We start from the raw sequence: 17,750 nt of genomic DNA on the forward strand, positions 1-17,750 counted from the left end.
GCGCTCGCGCGGCGACCCGACAGAATGCGAGTGATGCGGGGGAGACACCTACTGGCGGGCGCGCAGGTCCTGGTGGCGGCGGCGCTGCTGGTTTCGTACAACGGCGGGCGGTGGCGGTTCCCGGCCTACCGCGTCGACCTGGACGTCTACCGGCTCGGGTCGGCCGCGCTGCTGCACGGCCACGACCTCTACGGCACGCTGCCGCCGACCGGGGACGGCCAGTCCCTGCTGTTCACCTACCCGCCGTTCGCGGCGATCCTGCTGGCCCCGTTCGCGGTCCTGCCGTACTGGGCCGCCTGCCTCGCCCTCACCGTGCTGACGCTCGGGGTGCTGGCGCTGGTCCTGAGGACCGTCCTCCGCGCGCTCGGGGCGCGGTGCGACTGGTGGCGGGTGGCGGCGTTCCTGCTGGCCGCCGAGGCGCTGGAGCCGGTGCTGCGGACGCTGTACGCGGGCCAGATCGACCTGCTGCTGCTCGCGCTGGTCGTCCTCGACGCTCTCGTGGCCGCGCCGAAGTGGCCCCGCGGGCTTCTGATCGGCGTCGCCGCCGCGATCAAGTTGACCCCGGCGGTGTTCGTGCTCTACCTCCTGCTCCGCCGCGACACCCGGGCCGCGGTGACCGCCGCGGTCACGTTCCTGGCCGCGACGGCGCTGGGGTTCCTGGTGGCCGGCGCGGACTCGGTGCGGTACTGGACCGGCGCGCTGTGGGACACCGGTCGCGTCGGCGAGCCGACCTACGCCGGCGACCAGTCGCTGCTCGGGCTGCTTGCCCGCCTGGGGGTGCCGCCCGGGGCGCGGACGGCGTGGTGGCTGCCGCTGGTGGCGGTGGTGCTGGTGCTGACCGCGCTGGGCGTGCGGCGCGCGCTGGCCGCGGGGGAACCCGTGCTCGCGCTCGGCCTCACCGCCGTCGGCGGGCTGCTGGTGTCGCCCATCTCCTGGACGCACCACTGGGTCTGGGCGGTGGTCGTGCTGCTCGGCTGGGCGGAGCCGGCCCGCCGCACGCGGCGGCGCGGGTTCGCGCTCCTGGCCGGCGCCGGTGCCGTGCTCTTCGTCGCGGGACCGCAGTGGTGGTGGCCGCGCGGTGGCGGAGTGGAGCGGCAGTGGAACTTCGGCCAGCAGCTCACCGGCAACGGTTATGTCCTCTTCGGACTCGCGGTGCTGGTCACGGCGGTGCTGGTGCGCTTCCCCCGGCCGGCCGCCGGCTTCAGCGGCGCCGTTCCGGCCCGCGCTGCAGCCAGCCCGCTCCCAGGATGAGCATGGCCGTCCCGAGGCCGAGGGCCAGGCACACCCCGGCGTTGTTCATCGGCAGCACCTCGGCAACCGTGTCCGGCAGCGGGAGCAGCCCGGCCAGGCCGACCACCGCGTAGACGGCGCCGGCGGCGAGGAGGAAGCGGGCGGCCAGCCGCGGCGAGCGCGTGCAGAACACCGCGGCGGCGCCGGTCAGCAGGTGCGTGAGCGCCCACGCCCCGGAGGCGGCGAAGACCCCGAACAGTTCGCGCGGGCCGCCGCCGTCCGCGACGCCCGACATCAGCTCCAGTGCGGCGAGCACGAGGAACAGCAGGCCGATCAGCATGCCGATGCCCTGCACGGGGGCGGGGCCGCGCCGGGCCTCGGGTTCGGTGGCGGTCATGTCTTCCGGGTTCCCCGCGCGGGCCCTTTTAATGCACGGCTTCCGGGGTAACCGGGGTGCCGACGAAAGGTTGAGCCGATGACCGAGTACCGCCACACCGCGACCGCCGACATCCCCGCCGACGAGCTGTTCGCGTTCCTGAGCCACCCGGAGAACCTGCCCCGGTACTTCCCGGAGATGAAGGTCGCCGAGCCGCGGGGCGGCGACACCGTGCACGTCGAAGCCGAGGTGCACGGCGAGCGCGTCGCGAGCGAGGCCTGGCTGCACACCGACGCGGGCACGCGGTCGCTGAAGTGGGGTGCCGAAGGCCCCGACGACTACCACGGCGAACTGCGGATCGCCGAAGCCGGCCCGGCGTCCTCGGAAATCACCGTGACGCTGCACAGCGTCCGCGAGGCCGGCAGCGGCGAAGTCCAGCGGGGCCTCGAGGAGACCCTCGCCGCGATGACCCACGCGGCGACCGCCGACGCCGACGTCGAAGCCGCCGAGGGCGAGGGCGGCTGGAGTTCCTACGACGCCAAGAGGGACTCGTCCAGCTGAGGCGGGAAGGGGCCGTAGGCGTTGGCGCGGGCCCCGCGGGTGCGCAGCGCCGGGATCGCGAACAGCAGCTTGAGCAACGCCGGCGGCGCGGTGCCGCGCCCCCGGGCCCGCGCCGCGGCGGCCCGCTGCTCCACCCGCACCTGGTCGGCCTGCACCCGCTCGATCGCGCGGATCCGGTCGGCCTGCACGGCCGCGAGGTCGTCGTCGGTGACCGCGCCCCGGCGCAGCGCCGGGATCAGGCGGTTCGCCGCGGCGACGGCGTCCTGCACCGCCATCAGGATGCCGTTGCCGCCGACCGGGGAGATGACGTGCGCGGCGTCGCCGAGCAGCAGCAGGCCCGGGCGGTGCCACCGGTCGACCCGGGAGATGTCCACCGACAGCAGCGTCGTCTGCGAGAAGCCGGTGAGCAGGTGGGCCCGGTCGGCCAGCCACGGCACGCGGTCGCGCACGAAGGCGCGGATCTCCTCGACCCCGCGCTCGCGCAACGCCGGGTACGCGCCCTTCTCGATGCTGTAGCCCACCTGCCAGTCGCGGACGCCGCCGAGGACGCCGACGTAGGCGTCACGGCCGAAGTAGAGGTCGAGGTCCGCGTCGGGCGGGTCGCCGGGGGAGCGGGGCAGCCGGAACCAGAGCAGGTCGGTGGTGGCGCCGAGCGGACGCGCTTCGAGCCCGGCCAGGCGCCGGACGGTGGAGAACCGGCCGTCCGCACCGACGACGAGCGACGTCGCCAGCTCGCCGCCGCGGAAGCGGACCCCGGTGACGGTGCCGTCCGCTTCACGCAGGCCGGTCACCTTGGCGCTGGTCCGCAGGGTGAACGTCGGCAGCGCGTTCGCGCGCTCGGCGAGGAAGTCGAGGAACCGCACCTGGGGCATCAGCGCGACGTAACCGAACGGCGTGCGGAGGCGGTCGTAGTCGGCGCAGCTGTAGACGCCGGCCGGGGTGTGGAAGCGGAACGAGCGCGCCTTGAAGTGGTCGAGTTCCAGCAGGCCCCCGGCGAGGCCGAGCCGGTCGAGCAGCTCGAGCGTGTACGGGTGCAGTGAGTCGCCGCGGAAGTCGCGGTCGAAGTCCGACCGCGCTTCGAGCACGGTGACCTCGATCCCGGCGCGGGCGAGCAGGTAGCCGAGCAGCAGCCCGCCGGGGCCGCCGCCCGCGATCGCGACGCTCACGCCGGGTCCACTGTGGACAGGCGGAACACCGCCATCCCCGGCACGTGCTCGAGGATCTGCTCGTGGCCGGCGTCCTGGGGGACCGGGAACGCCTTGATCGCCCACGGCACGGACATCGCGGCCAGGTAGGTGGCGACCACCCCGGCGGCCTCGTCGCCGCCGACCGGTTCGGCCCGGCGCTCGGCCCGCTCGCCGGCCGCCAGCAGCGCGCACTCCGGCGTGGCCAGCAGGTTCACCACCCAGTCGCGGTCGCGGACCGGCGAGACGAGGTAGTGCCCGCCGTCCTTCGCGACGACGGCCAGGGGTACCCGGCGCGGGCTGCCGGAGCTGCGGCCGCGGGTCTCGACGACCCGCAGCGCGTACCCGCCTTCGGGCGGCGGCTCCGCCGGGGCGCCGATCAGCTTCGCGGTCATTTCGGCGTTCATCGCTCGGACGTCCACGGGCTCCACGGTAGCAAAACTCGCTAGATTGTCTAGCTAAACTAGAATGGCCTGGTGGAAGACGTTCCGGTCGCCCTTCGGGTGAACTTCGCCCTGCGCGAGCTGCTCTCGCTCGCGCACGACGTCCAGGCCGCGCTCGCCCGCCGGCTCGGGCTGGGCGCCACCGACGTGCAGGCGCTGCAGCACCTCGCGTTCGGCGCGCCGATGGGCACGGTCGACCTGGCGCACGCGCTGAAGATCCGCTCGGCGTCGGCCACCGTGCTGGTCGACCGCCTCGAAGCGGCCGGGCACGTCCGCCGCGGCCCGCACCCCAGCGACGGCCGCCGGATCACGCTCGTCCTCAGCGAAGCCGCCCGGGACGAAGTCCGGGTCGCGCTCGCGCCGCTCGTCGCCGCGATCACCCGGTTGACGGACGGCCTGGCGCCGGAGCACGCCGAGGTCGTCGCGCGATTCCTGGGGGACGCCACGGCGGTGCTGCGGGCGTACGCTGCGGAGCCGCCGGAAGCGGGTTAGCGTTCCCGCATGCGAGACGAGCCCGCGCTGTGGCTGTTCGCCGACCAGCTCGGGCCGCACTTCCACAGCACGCCCGAGCACCGGCACCGGGACGTCCTGGTGATCCGCTCGGCCGCGGCCTTCGCCGCGAAACCCTTCCACCGCCAGAAACTGCACCTGGTCCAGGCCGCGCTGCACCGGCTCGCCGCCGACCTCGGCGACCGCGTCACGCTGATCGACGCTCCCGACTACCGCACCGGCTTGCGCCGCTTCGGGCGGCCGGTCGTGGTGCACGAACCGACGTCGCACGCGGCCGACGCCTTCGTCCGGCGGCTGCACGGCGAAGGCGTGGTGGCGGAAATCCGGCCGACGCCCGGGTTCGTGCTGTCCAAAGCGGACTTCGCGGAGTGGGCCGCCGGGCGGACCCGGTTCGTCATGGAGGACTTCTACCGCGACCAGCGCCGGAAGTTCGGGGTGCTGCTCGAAGCCGACGGCGAACCCGAAGGCGGGCAGTGGAACTACGACCACGACAACCGGCAGCCCCCGCCGAAGACCACCCGCCTCGACGTCCCCGCGCCGTGGCACCCGCGGGAGAACGAGATCGACGACCGCGTCCGCGCCGGCCTCGACGCGGCCGAGCGCGCGGGGGAGATCCACCCGGTCGGCGTGGACGGGCCGCGGCAGTTCGCCGTCGGGCACGACGAAGCCCAGCGTGCGCTCAAGCGGTTCCTCGACCACCGGCTGCCGGTGTTCGGGCCGCACCAGGACGCGATGCTGACCCACGACTGGGCGATGGCGCACGCGCTGCTGTCCGTCCCGCTCAACCTCGGGCTGCTCGACCCGCGGGACGTCGTCCGGAAGGCGGAGGAGCGGTACCGGGCCGGTGACGCGCCGCTGAGCAGCGTCGAGGGGTTCGTCCGGCAGGTGCTGGGCTGGCGTGAATGGGTGTGGCACCTGTACTGGCACCACGGGCCGGAGTACCTGCGCCGCAACGCTTTGCAGGCCCGGCGGAAGCTGCCGGAGTGGTGGCGGACGCTGGACGCCGACGCCGTCGAAGCGGCCTGCCTGCGCACCGCGCTCGCCGGCGTCCGCGACCGCGGCTACGCCCACCACATCGAGCGCCTGATGGTGCTGGGCAACCACGCGCTGCAGCGCGGCTACGACCCGGGCGAGCTCAACCGCTGGTTCGCGACGGCGTTCGTCGACGGGTTTCCCTGGGTGATGCCGGCCAACGTGATCGGCATGAGCCAGTACGCCGACGGCGGGGTCGTCGGGACCAAGCCGTACGCCGCCGGGGGCGCCTACATCAACCGGATGAGTGACCACTGCCCGGGATGCGTGTTCGACCCGAAGAAACGGACCGGGCCGGACGCGTGCCCGTTCACCGCGGGCTACTGGGCGTTCCTCGACCGGAATGCCGGGCGGCTGAAGGGAAATCACCGGATGCGGCAGCCGTTGAGCGGCCTCGAGCGGCTGGCGGACCGGGCCGAGGTGGTCGCCCGGGAGGCGGAGCGCGACCACTTCTGAGTTCGCACCATCGTGTGACTAGCCGGGTGGGGCGGGCTCTCTTACGGTTGTTGTCTCCCATTCCCCGGCGAAGGCGATCCCCCATGCCCGACGCAGATCCGCGCGCCGGCGTGCTGTCCAAGCGCGCCCTCGTGACCGCGTCCCACGCGGTGGAGCGCGCGGCACTGGCCGAAGGTGCGGGCGCCGACACGGTCGTGTTCGCGCTGTTCCAGCGGCTCCCGTACTTCGAGCGCGAACGGGAGGTGTACGCCCGGATCGCGCGGCGGGCGGCGGTCACGGTGGTCGGCATGGTCGACTCCGGCCGCCCCGACCTGCCGCACGGCGTCACCCCGGTGCTGCTGCGCCCGGACGAGCCGATGGCACGGGAGTGGTCGGTGGCCGTGCTATCGCCGACGTTCGGCGCGTCCGTCGTCGCGCAGGACCTCGACGAGATCGACCCGCAGGCGTCCGCGGTCGAAGCGGCCCGGCTGTTCCGCGGCCGCTGGGGACTGCGCCGCGACGAGGCGTACGCCGAAGTGGTCCGCCTCCGCGACGCGATGGGCGACCGCCTGCCCCCGGCGGTCCGGCGCAAGGTCGGCGAAGTCCTGGCCTCGGTCGAGACCCCGGCCGCGCTCGACGTCGAAAGCCGCGCCGAGGCCGCGCTGCGGCACGTGGCGGCCAGGCTGGACAAAGCCCGGTCGCGCGCGGAACCGCGTCCGGCGACCGGCCCGGCCGTCGACCCGGACACCGGCCTCGACACCATGGCGGGCATCCAGTCCTGGCTCGGCGACGCGACCGACACCGTCCCGCTGGGCCTGGTCTTCGTCGCGGTCGACGACCCCGTGGCGGTCGAGCGGCGGCACGGCACCCGCATCCGCATGCACACCGAGCAGAACATCGCCGATCTCCTGCGCGACGGCCTGCGCCCGCTCGACCGCGCGGTCCGGCTCGGGCCGGGGGAGTTCCTGGTCGTCCAGCCCGCGGTGCACCCGGCCGAGCTGACCGACCGCAGCCGCCGCCTGGAACACCGCCTGGCGGCGCTGCACGCGACCTACCCGTTCGTCGACCTGCACCCCCGCACGACGACGTTGCTGACCCGACGCCGTCCGCTGCCGCTGCAGAGCCTGCGGGCCCAGCTGCGCGAGGTCCCGGCGGTGACGCTGTGGCCGCCGAGCCAGGGTTCGCTCCCGCTCCCGGTAGCCCGCCCGGTCGCGCTGCGGTCGGGAGCGGGCGAGTGGTTCCGCTGAGCGTATAACGGCCTATACGGCGGGCGAGGTTTCCACCCGCGTTTTCCGGCCACGGCACAGCACAGAGGCGCCGACCGCGAGCGCGAACAAGCCCGCCGCGACACCGGCCGCTACCTGGACCCCCGCCGTGCAGGCCGCGCGGGCCGCCGCGAGCAGCGCGTCCGCCGCCGCCAGCCCCCGCGAAGCCGCTTCCGCCTGGGCCGGACCGGCCGCCGCCAGCCGCGCCGCCGCCTCCGGGACCCCCGGCGGCAGCACCAGCCGCCCCGCGTACACCGCTGCCGCGAGGGAACCGAACACCGTCGTGCCCAGGCCCGCGCCCAGCTCGTAGCCCGTCTTCTCGACCGCCGCCGCGCCTCCCGCCCGCTCGGCCGGGGCCGCCGCGAGCAGGGTGTCCGTGCTCGACGTCAGCGACAGCGCCATCCCGAACCCGGCCGCGACGAGCCACCACGGCGCCGTCACCGCCCCGGTGGCCGGCGCCAGCAACGCCCCCGCCGTCACGGCGAAGCCGGCCGTGCGGACCCGCGCGTTGCCGAAGCGGGAGAGCAGGCCGGGTGCCACCACGCTGCCGGCCGCCGACGCCCCGAGCACCAGCAGCAGCCGCGCCGCCGCGGCCGTCGGGGACAGGCCGAGCACCACCTGGAGGTACTGGGCCAGCAGCAGGCCGAGGCCGACTAGCGTGCTCATCACCAGCAGCACCCCGCCCACCGCGCCCGGCACCCCCGGCCGCCGGAACAACGTCAAGTCCAGCAACGGGACCGCCGCCCGGCGCTGGCGGCGCACGAAGAGCCCGAGGAGGACACCGCCGGCCGCCGCGGCCGCGAAGCCGCCCCCCGACGGCCCGGCCGCGAAGGCGATGCCGAGCACGCCGCCGGCGGCCAGCAGCGCGCTGAGCGCGTCCCACGGCTCCCGCCCCGGCGGAGACCGCGGCAGCCACCGCAGCGCCGCGACGACCGCGGCGAGGATCACCGGCGGGTTGACCAGGAACGTCGCCCGCCAGCCCCACGCCTCGACGAGCACCCCGCCGAGCACCGGCCCGAACACCGAGCCGGCGCCGGCGACTCCGCTGCACACCGCGATCGCCGTACGACGCTGCCGCTGCCCCGGGAACAGCTCCCGCAGCAGCGACATCGTCACCGGCATGATCATCGCCCCGCCGCAGCCGAGCACCGCCCGCGCGGCGAGCAGCGCCGGGACCCCGGGCGCGAACGCGCACCCGAGCGAGGCCAGCCCGAACACCGCGTAGCCGGCGACGAGCACCCGGCGCCGTCCGCAGCGGTCGCCGAGCGTGCCGGCCGGCAGCAGCAGCGGGGCCGCGGTGAGCGGGTAGATCGCGACGATCCACACCTGCGCGGCGGCGCCCGGCCGCAGCTGCCGCACGAGGTCGGGCAGCGCCACGTGCAGCACGGTCGCGTCCACCGCCACCAGGAACAACCCGGCCCCGAGCACGGCCAGCAGCGGCCAGGCGCGGGTCACGGCCACAGCAGGCCCGCCAGGTGCCGCGCGACGACGTCGACGTGCGGCGGGTCGATCACCGAAAGGTGGTGCGCGGCCACCGGGACGATCTCCAGCCGCGGGCACAGCTCCGCCCACCCCGCCGCGAGGTCCGTGCGCGAGTACCGCGGTTCCATCGCGAGCCCGGCGGCGTACGGCTCGGTCGCCCGGTAGAGCACGACCCGGCCGTCGTAGCGGCGCGGGGTCCCGCGTTCGGCGGCCAGGGTGTCCAAAAAGGACTGACGCTGGTGCCGCAGCACGCCGGGGCTGAGCAACCCGGCTTCGGCCACCCGCCGCATGGTCAGCTCGATCTGGTCTTCCTCGGGCAGCGGCGCGAGTTCGTCGTGCCCGAGCCGGACCGCGCGGCCGTAGGTGCCTTCGACGTACCCGGTGAACCGCAGGAACCGCCGCGCCGACGACGCGCGCGGGTCGAGGTCCGGTTCCGGCAGCGGCAGCATGGTGTCGATCAGCGCGACGAGCTCGACCGGTTCCCCTTCGTCGGCGAGCCGGGCGGCGACGCCGTAGGCCAGCGCCCCGCCGAACGACCACCCGGCGAGCCGGTAGGGCCCGTGCGGCCGGCGCGCGCGGACCAGCGGGAGCAACCGTTCGACGCGCTCTTCGATGCTGGTCCCCGGCACGCGTTCGAACCCGGCGCACGGCACGCCGGCGGGGAGCCGGTCCAGCAGCGGACGGTAGACGGCGCAGGTGCTGCCGCCGGGGTGGAACAGCAGGAGCGGGGCGGTTCCGGCGTCCCCGGGTTTCAGGACGCGTTCTTGCCGCGTGTCGAGGATCGCCCGCGCGACCTCGGCGATGGCGGCGAGCGAGTCGTGCTTCAGCAGCTCGGCGGGTTCGACGGGGGTGTCGAGTTCGGCGGTGAGGCCGTCGGCGAACAGCCGCGCGAGCTGTTCCGGCTGCGCGGTGCCGGTCAGCCGGAGGTGCGTGCCGCCGGGGTCGGCGCCGGTGTGTTCGCGCCACAGCCGGAGGACGAGCCGGTCGGCGGCGTCCCAGGCGCGGCCGCGGGCCGGCCGGGGCGGGTCGTCGGCGCGGGGTGCGAGATCGCGGTTGAGGTCGGCGAGGGTGGCGCCGCGGAGGAAGGCGGCGGGGTCGGGGTCGGCACCGAGGTCCCGCCGGACGGCTTCGCGGATCCGGTTCGCCATCAGGGAGTCGAGGCCGAGTTCGACGAGGGGGACGTCGGCGTGGAGGCGGTCGGGGGTGAGGCCCATGACGGCGGCGACGATCTCGGTGAGCCGGTCGCCACCGGGCGGCGCGGTCCCCGGATCGGCGGCCGGCGGTGCCGGCGCGGCCGGAGCGGACTCTTCGGTGTACCAGTGCCGCACGTGGCGCCACGGCATCGGGGGCACGTCGGTCACCCGCGCGCCGTCGCCCGGCGCGGAGAGGGTGATCCGGGTGCCCGCGCAGTACAGCTCCGCCGCGGCCGCGGCGAACGCGCGGACCTCGTCCTGGCCGCGGCGCAGGGTGCCGGTCACGACCGCGTCCGCGCCGAGGGTGCGGGCCAGCGACCCCCGCAGGATCGGGTGCGGCGAGACCTCCACGAACACGCGGTGCCCGTCCGCGGCGGCCGCCGCCACGGCCTGCCGGAACCGCACCGGGCGGCGCAGGTGCGCGGCCCAGTACCCGGCGTCGAAGTCCGGCAGCTCGCGCGGGTCGGCGAGGACCGTGTCGTACCACGGCACCAGCGGCCGCCGCCCGCCCAGCTCGGCGAGCGCGGCGCGCAGCGCGGGCAGGACCGGCTCGACCCCGCCCGAATGCCCGGCGACGTCCACCGGCAGCCGCCGCGCGCTCCGCCCGGCCGCCGTCAGCTCGGCGACGAGCCGGTCGACCGCCGCCGCGTCCCCGGCCACCGTCACCTGCCCCGGCGCGGAATCGACGGCGAGCTCGACACCGGGCCAGGCGTCGGCTTCGTCCGGCGTCAGCTCGACGGCGGCCATCGCCCCGCCCGCGTCGACGGCGCCGAGCAGCCGCGCGCGGGTCGCGACCAGGTGGACGGCCTCGTCGGCGCTGAGCACCCCGCTCACCACGGCGGCGGCCGCGGACCCGAGCGAATGCCCCACGACGGCGGCCGGCCGCACCCCGAGGGCCTCCCACCGGGCGGCCAGCGCGACCTGCGTCCCGAAGATCGCCAGCTGCGTCCCGGACAGCGAACCGGGCTCGCCGGAGGTGAGCAGCGCGCGCAGCGACTGCCCGGTGTGCTCGGCGAACGGCGCACCGAGCTTGTCGACCTGCGCGGCGAACGCGGGTTCGGCCGCGAGGAGGCCGCGCCCCATCCCGGCCCACTGCGAACCGTGACCGGAGAAGACGAACACCGGCCCTTCCCCGCCGACGGCACTCCCGGCCGCAGCACCGGCGGGCAGCGGATCGGCCCCCGCCCCGACCGCGCGGAGCAGCGCGCCGAGTTCACCGAGATCCCCGGCGACGACGGCGGCCCGGTGCGGACCGCCGTCGTCCCGCCGGAAGAGGGTGTGGGCGACATCGGCGAGGTGAGCGCGCTGCCCTGCGGGGGAGTCGAGCCACCGGGCGAGCTGGGCGGCCCGCTCGGTGAGCCGGTCCCGGGTACGGGCGGACAGCAGCCCGATCCGGACGCCGTCGCTTCCGGCTGGGGGAACGGGGCCGCCGCCGGGGGTGGGGCGGTGCCTGTGGTCTTCGGACGCGGTGGGGCGGCCGGCGGCTCGCGGTTCGTTGGGCGCGGTTGTGCCGCTGGGCCGAGCCGAGCCGGTGAGCCTCGCTGTGCCGCCGCCGGGGGTGGGGCGGCGCCCGTGCTGCTCGGTTGCGGTGGGGCGGCCGGCGGCTCGCGGCTCGCTGGTCCGGGCCGTGGCGCTGGGCTCGGCGGTGTCGCTGAGCCGGACCGAGCCGGCGAGCCCGGTCGTGCCGCGGTCGGCCGTGCGGCGGCGCTCGGCTGACCGCGGCCCACCACAAGCCACCGGGGCGGCGGCCTCCTCCAGCACCACGTGCGCGTTCGTCCCGCCGAACCCGAACGCCGACACCCCGGCGACCGCGCGTCCGCCGCGGCGTGGCCACGGAGTCGCCTCGCGGACCACCCGCAACCCGAGCTCCTCGAACGCGATGTGCGGGTTCGGCGCGGCGAAGTGCAGCTGTGGCGGGACCTCGCCGTGCACCATCGCCAGCACCACCTTGATCAGCCCGGCGATCCCCGCGGCGGCCTCGGCGTGCGCGATGTTCGTCTTCACCGACCCGATCAGCAGCGGCGACCGCTCGTCCCGCCCCGCTCCCAGCACCGCGCCGAGCGCCCGGGCCTCGATCGGATCGCCGAGCAGCGTGCCGGTCCCGTGCGCCTCCACGTAGTCCACTGTGGACGGATCGAGCCCGCGGTAGGCCTCCCGGAGCATCGCCTGCTGCGCCGCCGGGTTGGGGGCGGCCAGCCCGTGGGAACGGCCGTCGGAATTGACCGCCGACGCGCGGATCACCGCCAGCACGCGGTCGCCGTCGAGTTCGGCGTCGGCCAGGCGCTTGAGCACCACGACGCCGCAGCCCTCGGCGCGGGCGATGCCGTCCGCGGCCGCGGAGAACGTCTTGCAGCGGCCGTCCGCCGCGAGCAGGCCCGCCGCGGAGAACGCCGCCGTAGGGCCGGGCAGCAGCATCAGGTTGACGCCGGCGGCCAGCGCCACGTCGGCGTCGCCGTCGCGCAGCGCGCGCACCGCGTGGTGCACCGCCACCAGCGAAGACGAGCACGCGGTGTCCACCGCCACGCTCGGCCCGCGCAGGTCGAAGACGTACGACAGCCGGTTCGCCGCGATGCTGCCCGCCGCGCCGGTCGCCGTCCACAGGTCCGGGGCGCCGCCGGTCATCGTGAGGTGGCCGTAGTCGTGCGTGGCGATGCCGGTGAACACGCCGGTGCGGCTGCCGCGCAGCGACGACGGCGCGATCCCGGCGTGCTCCAGCGCCGCCCACGTCACCTCCAGGAGCATCCGCTGCTGCGGGTCCATCGTCGCGGCTTCGCGCGGGGTGATGCCGAAGTGCTCGGCGTCGAACCCGGCGACGTCGTCGAGGAACCCGCCCAGCACCGGGGCCGCGCCGGCGGTCCACCGCCCCGGCGGCGCGGTCCGGACGGCGTCCCGCCCGGTCCGCAGCAGGTCCCAGTACTCCTCGACGCCGTCCGCGCCGGGGAAGCGGCAGCCGAGACCGACGACGGCGACCGGGTCGGTCCGGCGGCGGTCGGCGGCCGGGGCGACGGGTTCGGGGCCGGCGCCCGCGGTGAGGCTGCGGGCGAGGTGGTCGATCGTCGGGCTTTCCCACAGCAGCGTCGCGGGCAGCTCGGTGCCGAGCAGGTCTTCGAGCTCGGCGGCGATCCCGACGGCCTGGCGGGAGGACAGGCCGTAGTCGCCGAGGGGCCGGTCGGGCTCGGCGGTCAGGCCGGTGTGCTCGGCGACCGCGTCGAGGAGCCAGCGGCGCAGGGTGTCCGGGTTTCTCATCGCGCCAGCGCCTTCCCGTAGTCACCGGCGAGGTAGCGGTCGCGGCAGGCGCTGCGCGCGATCTTGCCGCTCGACGTGCGCGGCACCCGCCCGGCCGGGAGGAGCAGCACGTCCCGCAGCGCGAGCCCGTGCGCGTCGGCGACCAGCCGGCGGACCGTCGTGGCCAGCGCGCGTTCCGCGGCTTCGGCGAGGTCGGCGTGCGCGCGGTGCTCGGCGACCACGACGACCGCTTCGGTGTCCGCACCCTCGATCGCGAAGGCGGCGACGCTGCCGGGACGGATCGCCGCGTCGGCCGACGCGGCGGTCGCTTCGACGTCCTGCGGGTAGTGGTTGCGCCCGTCGACGATGATCAGGTCCTTGATCCGGCCGGCGATGTAGAGCTCGCCGTCGTGCCGGAGGCCGAGGTCGCCGGTCCGCAGCCACGGCCCCGCGGGCAGGCCGCCGTGATCGCCCGCGAGGCGCGCGCCGAAGGTTTCGGTGCTCTCCAGGGGCTTCTGCCAATACCCCTCGCCGACGTTGGGGCCGTGCACCCAGATTTCCCCGACCGAGCCGTCGGGGAGCGCGACGGCGGTCGCCGGGTCGACGAGCGCGACCAGCTGCCCGGCCGGGACACCGCAGGCGACCAGCCGGACCCCGGCTCCGGCGGGCCGCGAGGTGCCGGTCGCGAGGGCGTCGCGGTCGAACGTCGTGACGCGCGGGGCGGCGGCGGGCCCGGTGGTGACGAAGACGGTCGCTTCGGCCAGGCCGTACGCCGGGCGCGTCTTGTCCGGGGTGTAGCCGGCGTCGGCGAAGGCGGCGTGGAACCGGTCGAGGACGTCCGGGTTGATCGGCTCGGCGCCGTTGACGATCGCCGTGACGCGGCCGAGCCGCAGCCGGGCGCGGTCGGCGTCGCGGATCCGGCTCGCGCAGTAGTGGAAGGCGAAGTTGGGGGCGGCGCTCCACGCGCCGGCGTGGTCGCCGAGCAGCTCCAGCCAGCGGACGGGCCGCTCGATGAAGGCCAGCGGGTCCAGCAGCACCGACCGCAGGCCCAGCGCCAGCGGCGTGAGCAGGCCGAGCACGAGGCCCATGTCGTGGAACAGCGGCAGCCACGAGACGGTGGTGGCCGCGGCCGGGTCCAGGCCGAGGCCGCGGACGGCCTGGGTGACGTTGGCGAGGACGTTGGCGTGCGTCAGCACGACTCCGGCCGGGGTGCGGGTCGACCCCGACGTGTACTGCAGGTACGCGACGTCGGCCGGGACCGCCGCGGGAGCCGGCCACGAGCGCACCGGGCCGGGGCGGTCCGCCGCGACGACCGGGACGTCGCCGACGAAGTCTTCGACCGCGGTCTGCGCCGACGTCGTGGTGACGACGGCCGCGGGCGCGCAGTCGGCGAGCACCGCGGCGAGCCGTCCCGCGTGGCCGGGCAGGCCCGGGTCGAACAGCGGCACCGCGATCGCGCCGGCCGTGATCGCGGCGAGGAAGCCCACGACGTAGTCCGTGCCCTGCGGGCAGAGCACGGCGACCCGGTCGCCCGGCCGGACCGGGAGCGCGCCCGCGACGGCGTCGACGCGTTCACGCAGCTGCCGCCAGGTGAGGGTGCGGCGCCGCCCGGCGCGGTCGGTGGCGTAGTCGGCGAAGGTCAGGGCGGGGGCGTCGGGGGTGGTCGCGGCCCAGTGGTGCAGGCACGCGGTCAGGGTGCCGCCGCCGATCGCCGGGAAGTTCTCGTCGGACATGGGTCCTCCTTGGCTAGCGGCCCAGCCGCGAGGCCGCGTGCTGCCACGCGGCGACGGCCAGGGCGTCGAGGTCGAGGTCGGTCGCGCCCGCGTCGCGGAGCACGACCAGGACGTCGTCGGCGGCGATGGCGACGGTGCGCAGGCGCAGCCCTGGCAGCTCGGCCGGCTGCCCGGGCAGGGTCAGGACCTGCTGGTAGGAAAGGGTTTCCGCGCCGGGGACGCTGGGCGCGGTACCGGTGGTGAGTGTCGAGACGGTGGGGATGTCCTCGTCGGACAGCGTGACGCTCGCGCACTGGCGCAGCTTCGCGGTCCACGCGGCGAGGCCGGGCGGGTGCGGGGTGCGCGCGACCAGTTCGCTCAGCTGACCGCCGGGGACGGCGGTCTGGAAGCCCTGGCCGGTGGCGGCGGCCCGGAGCAGCCTGCCGTGCACGACGTCGGCGCAGTCGCCGCCGGCTTCCTTCGGGTCCAGAGTGGACAGTGCGGTGGCGACGTCGAACGCGGCACGCGGCGCCGGTGGGCCGGGGATCGCCCCGACCGGCAGCAGCGCGGCCGGGGGGACCGGCGGCGGCGCGGGAGGGCCCGGCGCGCCTTCGGCGGGTCCGCTGGAGCCGGAAATGGCGGCGGCGGCGACCACGAGCGCGGCCGCGCGGAACGGGGGGAAACGATTTCGGGCGGCCATGGACGACCCTTTCGGAAGTATTCTCGGGGGATTTCGGGTCCCTGCGCTGGGACACCCACCCGGGCGGCGGTGAGGACGGCCGAACCCGGCGACAGGGCGAGGCTAGGGCAAGAAATCGGTTACCGGAAGGATCTCAAGATCGCGTAAACGCCACTCGTGTACACCGTGTGACCTGCTAGATCGCAGGTTACTGGCGAGTTACTGGCACGGGCGTCCGACTTTGGTGACCGAGCGTGCTCGTGGACTCACCCGTCCGGGGGAGTTTGTTTGCCTGCAATTCACATTGTCCGGTCGTGTGGTGAACGAGACAATTGCGGTTCGCGGCCTGATCACCTTAACTGGGCCGAACCGTCGGGAGTTCGGAAAGGAAAGCGCATGCGCATGTTTTCGAGATGGCTCGCCGCGCTGGTGGCCGGGGCGTGCGTGCTGCCCGGTCTTCCCGCCGCGGCGGCGGACGGGCCGCGCGCCGACGACGGCTCGCACGTCGTCGCCGAGACCACTGTGGACGGTGACGCGCGGGTGCTCGACCTCACCGTGCGCTCCGCCGGGGTCGGCGCCTACGCGATGGTCCGGCTGATCCTGCCCCGGGACTGGGCCGGTCACCCGGACCGGAAGTGGCCGGCGGTGTACCTGCTCGCGGGCGAAACCCGGCTGCAGGACTACCGCGGCTGGAGCGCCAACACCGACGTGCGGCGGCTGGCCGACGACGCGGACGTGCTGGTGGTGATGCCGGGTTCCGGCCCGGCGGGGTTCTTCAGCGACTGGTGGAACTACGGCAAGGACATCGCGATGAACCAGTGGGAGACCTTCACCGCAGTCGAGCTCCCGCAGCTGATCGACCGCGGCTACCGCGGCGACGGCCGGCGCGCGGCGGCGGGGCTCTCCCTCGGCGGCTACGGCGCGATCGAACTCGCCGCGCGGCGCCCCGGCGTCTTCCGCTACGCCGCTTCCTACAGCGGGAACCTCAACCCGACCGGCCCGACGGGGGAGCTGCTCACCGACGCGATCGTCGCTTCGGCGCACCTGGACCCGGAAGCCCTGTGGGGCGACCGGCGCCGCGAATCCGCGCGCTGGGAAGCGCACGACCCGCTGGTGAACGCCGAGCGGCTGCGCGGCACCGAGCTGTACCTCTCCGCGGGCAACGGCCTGCCCGGGCCGCTCGACGCCAAGCTCCCGATCGACGTCCTGCCCGGCGCGATGCTCCTGGAGTTCCTCTGCGGCGGCCAGACCACCGCGATGGCCGAGCGGCTGCGCGCGCTCGGCGTCCCGGTGACCGCGGACCTCTACGGGCCGGGCACCCACCAATGGGCGTACTGGCAGGAGCAGCTGCACCGGACGTGGCCGCGGATGCTGCAGGTCGTGGCGTCGTGACGCGCGCGTCCTACGTGGTCACCGGCGCGTCGAGCGGCATCGGGCGCGCGTGCGTGGCGGAGCTGGTCCGCCGGGGCGCCCACGTGTGGGCGAGCGTCCGGACCGACGGCGACGAGGCGGAACTCGCCCGCGCGTACGGCACCGCGGTCACGGTGCTGCGGATGGACCTGCGCGACGCGGCATCGGTCGCGGCGTGCGGCGAGCGGGTCGCGGCCGGGGGACCGGTGCGCGGCCTGGTGAACAACGCCGGCCTCGCGCGGCCGGGCCCGCTCGAGTACGTACCGCTGGAGGCGTTCCGGGAGCAGCTGGACGTGAACGTCACCGGCCAGCTCGCGGTCACCCGCGCGATGCTCCCGGCCCTGCGCATCGCCGAGACGGCCCGGGTGGTGACGGTCGGCTCGATCGGCGGCCGGATCGCCGGGCCGATGGTGGGGCCCTACCACACGTCGAAGTTCGCACTGGTCGGCTTGACCGACAGCCTGCGCGCGGAGCTGGCCCCGGAGGGCATCGAGGTGGTCCTGGTCGAGCCGGGCGCGGTGGCGACGGAGATCTGGCCCCGGGCCCGCGCGGCGGCGGAGGAGGTGCGCGCGGCCCTCCCGGCGGCGGGCCTCGAGCGCTACTCGGCACAACTGGCGGCGGCGGAGCGAAGCGCGGCCCGTTCGGCACGCACGGGTGTACCACCGCGGCGGGCGGCGGAGGTGGTGGTCCGCGCGTTGACCACCCGCCGCCCGGCGCCGCGGTACCTGGTGGGCACGGACGCCCGGGTGGCGGCGGTACTGGCGAACCTGCCGTTCCGCCTGCGTTACCGGTTGACGGCGGCGAAGCGATGACCCGCCGTGTGGTGGCGGGTGGCCGACCGATGCCGCGCCTGGGCCGCGGGCGTGGCGGCCGCGCGATGACTCGCCCGGCGGCGGTCGCGCGTGCGGCGCGGCCGAGTGATGGCGCGCCCGGCGGCGGTCGTGTGTGCGGCGGCCAAGCGATGACGCGCCCGGCGAGGGTGCGTGCCTGGGGCGGCCGCGCGCTGACCCGCC

14 protein-coding genes are annotated in these 17,750 nt (G+C 75.7%); 7 read left to right on the top strand and 7 right to left on the bottom strand.

All coding sequences use genetic code 11. The features are described 5' to 3' along the window. Positions 1-33: 33 nt before the first annotated feature. Entirely contained in the window at positions 34-1,251 is a 1,218-nt protein-coding gene (locus AB5J73_RS34875; RefSeq protein ID WP_370963060.1) for a glycosyltransferase 87 family protein, read from the top strand. On the opposite strand, the gene AB5J73_RS34880 is transcribed toward AB5J73_RS34875, so the two are convergent. Further along, positions 1,202-1,627 carry a DUF4383 domain-containing protein gene (locus tag AB5J73_RS34880; RefSeq protein ID WP_370963061.1) on the bottom strand — a complete coding sequence of 142 codons (426 nt, stop codon included), beginning with the start codon at positions 1,625-1,627 and terminating at the stop codon, positions 1,202-1,204. The two genes, AB5J73_RS34875 and AB5J73_RS34880, sit on opposite strands and share 50 nt — an antisense overlap. Before the next feature lie 78 nt (positions 1,628-1,705). Between AB5J73_RS34880 and AB5J73_RS34885 the strand changes: the two genes are divergently transcribed. Beyond that, on the top strand, positions 1,706-2,167 hold the full coding sequence (locus tag AB5J73_RS34885; protein WP_370963062.1) for an SRPBCC family protein: 462 nt from the start codon (positions 1,706-1,708) through the stop codon (positions 2,165-2,167). On the opposite strand, the gene AB5J73_RS34890 is transcribed toward AB5J73_RS34885, so the two are convergent. After that, positions 2,137-3,333 (bottom strand): FAD-dependent oxidoreductase, encoded by a 1,197-nt coding sequence (locus tag AB5J73_RS34890; RefSeq protein WP_370963063.1) that lies wholly within the window; start codon positions 3,331-3,333, stop codon positions 2,137-2,139. The genes AB5J73_RS34885 and AB5J73_RS34890 overlap by 31 nt on opposite strands. Then, positions 3,330-3,773, bottom strand: coding sequence for a nitroreductase family deazaflavin-dependent oxidoreductase (locus tag AB5J73_RS34895; protein ID WP_370963064.1), 444 nt, complete (start codon positions 3,771-3,773; stop codon positions 3,330-3,332). The genes AB5J73_RS34890 and AB5J73_RS34895 overlap by 4 nt, the downstream gene beginning before the upstream one ends. A gap of 54 nt (positions 3,774-3,827) precedes the next feature. On the opposite strand from AB5J73_RS34895, the gene AB5J73_RS34900 reads away from it, so the two are divergent. From AB5J73_RS34900 to AB5J73_RS34910, 3 genes are all read left to right on the top strand, one after another. Then, complete coding sequence (locus AB5J73_RS34900; protein ID WP_370963065.1) at positions 3,828-4,286, top strand: MarR family winged helix-turn-helix transcriptional regulator; 459 nt, start codon at positions 3,828-3,830, stop codon at positions 4,284-4,286. 9 nt (positions 4,287-4,295) lie between these two features. Continuing rightward, positions 4,296-5,792 carry a cryptochrome/photolyase family protein gene (locus AB5J73_RS34905; RefSeq protein WP_370963066.1) on the top strand — a complete coding sequence of 499 codons (1,497 nt, stop codon included), beginning with the start codon at positions 4,296-4,298 and terminating at the stop codon, positions 5,790-5,792. Between the two features lie 83 nt (positions 5,793-5,875). Continuing rightward, positions 5,876-7,018 (top strand): DICT sensory domain-containing protein, encoded by a 1,143-nt coding sequence (locus AB5J73_RS34910; RefSeq protein WP_370963067.1) that lies wholly within the window; start codon positions 5,876-5,878, stop codon positions 7,016-7,018. A 12-nt stretch (positions 7,019-7,030) separates the two neighbouring features. Here the strand turns inward: AB5J73_RS34910 and AB5J73_RS34915 are convergent, their stop codons facing one another. Genes AB5J73_RS34915 through AB5J73_RS34930 form a run of 4 tightly spaced genes read right to left on the bottom strand, consistent with a single transcriptional unit; the run spans position 7,031 to position 15,348 of the window. Next, positions 7,031-8,497, bottom strand: a complete 1,467-nt coding sequence (locus AB5J73_RS34915; RefSeq protein ID WP_370963068.1) for an MFS transporter — start codon at positions 8,495-8,497, stop codon at positions 7,031-7,033. Continuing rightward, positions 8,488-12,957: a beta-ketoacyl synthase N-terminal-like domain-containing protein gene (locus AB5J73_RS34920; RefSeq protein WP_370963069.1), complete on the bottom strand. Its 4,470-nt coding sequence runs from the start codon at positions 12,955-12,957 to the stop codon at positions 8,488-8,490. The genes AB5J73_RS34915 and AB5J73_RS34920 overlap by 10 nt, the downstream gene beginning before the upstream one ends. After that, the gene (locus AB5J73_RS34925) at positions 12,954-14,669 is read right to left on the bottom strand and encodes a fatty acyl-AMP ligase (RefSeq protein ID WP_370963070.1); all 1,716 of its coding nucleotides are present in this window, start codon (positions 14,667-14,669) and stop codon (positions 12,954-12,956) included. Before AB5J73_RS34925 ends, AB5J73_RS34920 begins: the two co-directional genes overlap by 4 nt. A 13-nt stretch (positions 14,670-14,682) precedes the next feature. Further along, entirely contained in the window at positions 14,683-15,348 is a 666-nt protein-coding gene (locus tag AB5J73_RS34930; protein WP_370963071.1) for a hypothetical protein, read from the bottom strand. 375 nt (positions 15,349-15,723) lie between these two features. Between AB5J73_RS34930 and AB5J73_RS34935 the strand changes: the two genes are divergently transcribed. Both AB5J73_RS34935 and AB5J73_RS34940 read left to right on the top strand, forming a co-directional pair. Then, the gene (locus AB5J73_RS34935; RefSeq protein ID WP_370963072.1) at positions 15,724-16,719 is read left to right on the top strand and encodes an alpha/beta hydrolase; all 996 of its coding nucleotides are present in this window, start codon (positions 15,724-15,726) and stop codon (positions 16,717-16,719) included. Continuing rightward, complete coding sequence (locus AB5J73_RS34940; protein ID WP_370963073.1) at positions 16,716-17,549, top strand: SDR family NAD(P)-dependent oxidoreductase; 834 nt, start codon at positions 16,716-16,718, stop codon at positions 17,547-17,549. Before AB5J73_RS34935 ends, AB5J73_RS34940 begins: the two co-directional genes overlap by 4 nt. The last annotated feature ends 201 nt before the right edge of the window (positions 17,550-17,750 follow it).

The organism is Amycolatopsis sp. cg9, assembly GCF_041346945.1.
Taxonomy (GTDB): domain Bacteria; phylum Actinomycetota; class Actinomycetes; order Mycobacteriales; family Pseudonocardiaceae; genus Amycolatopsis.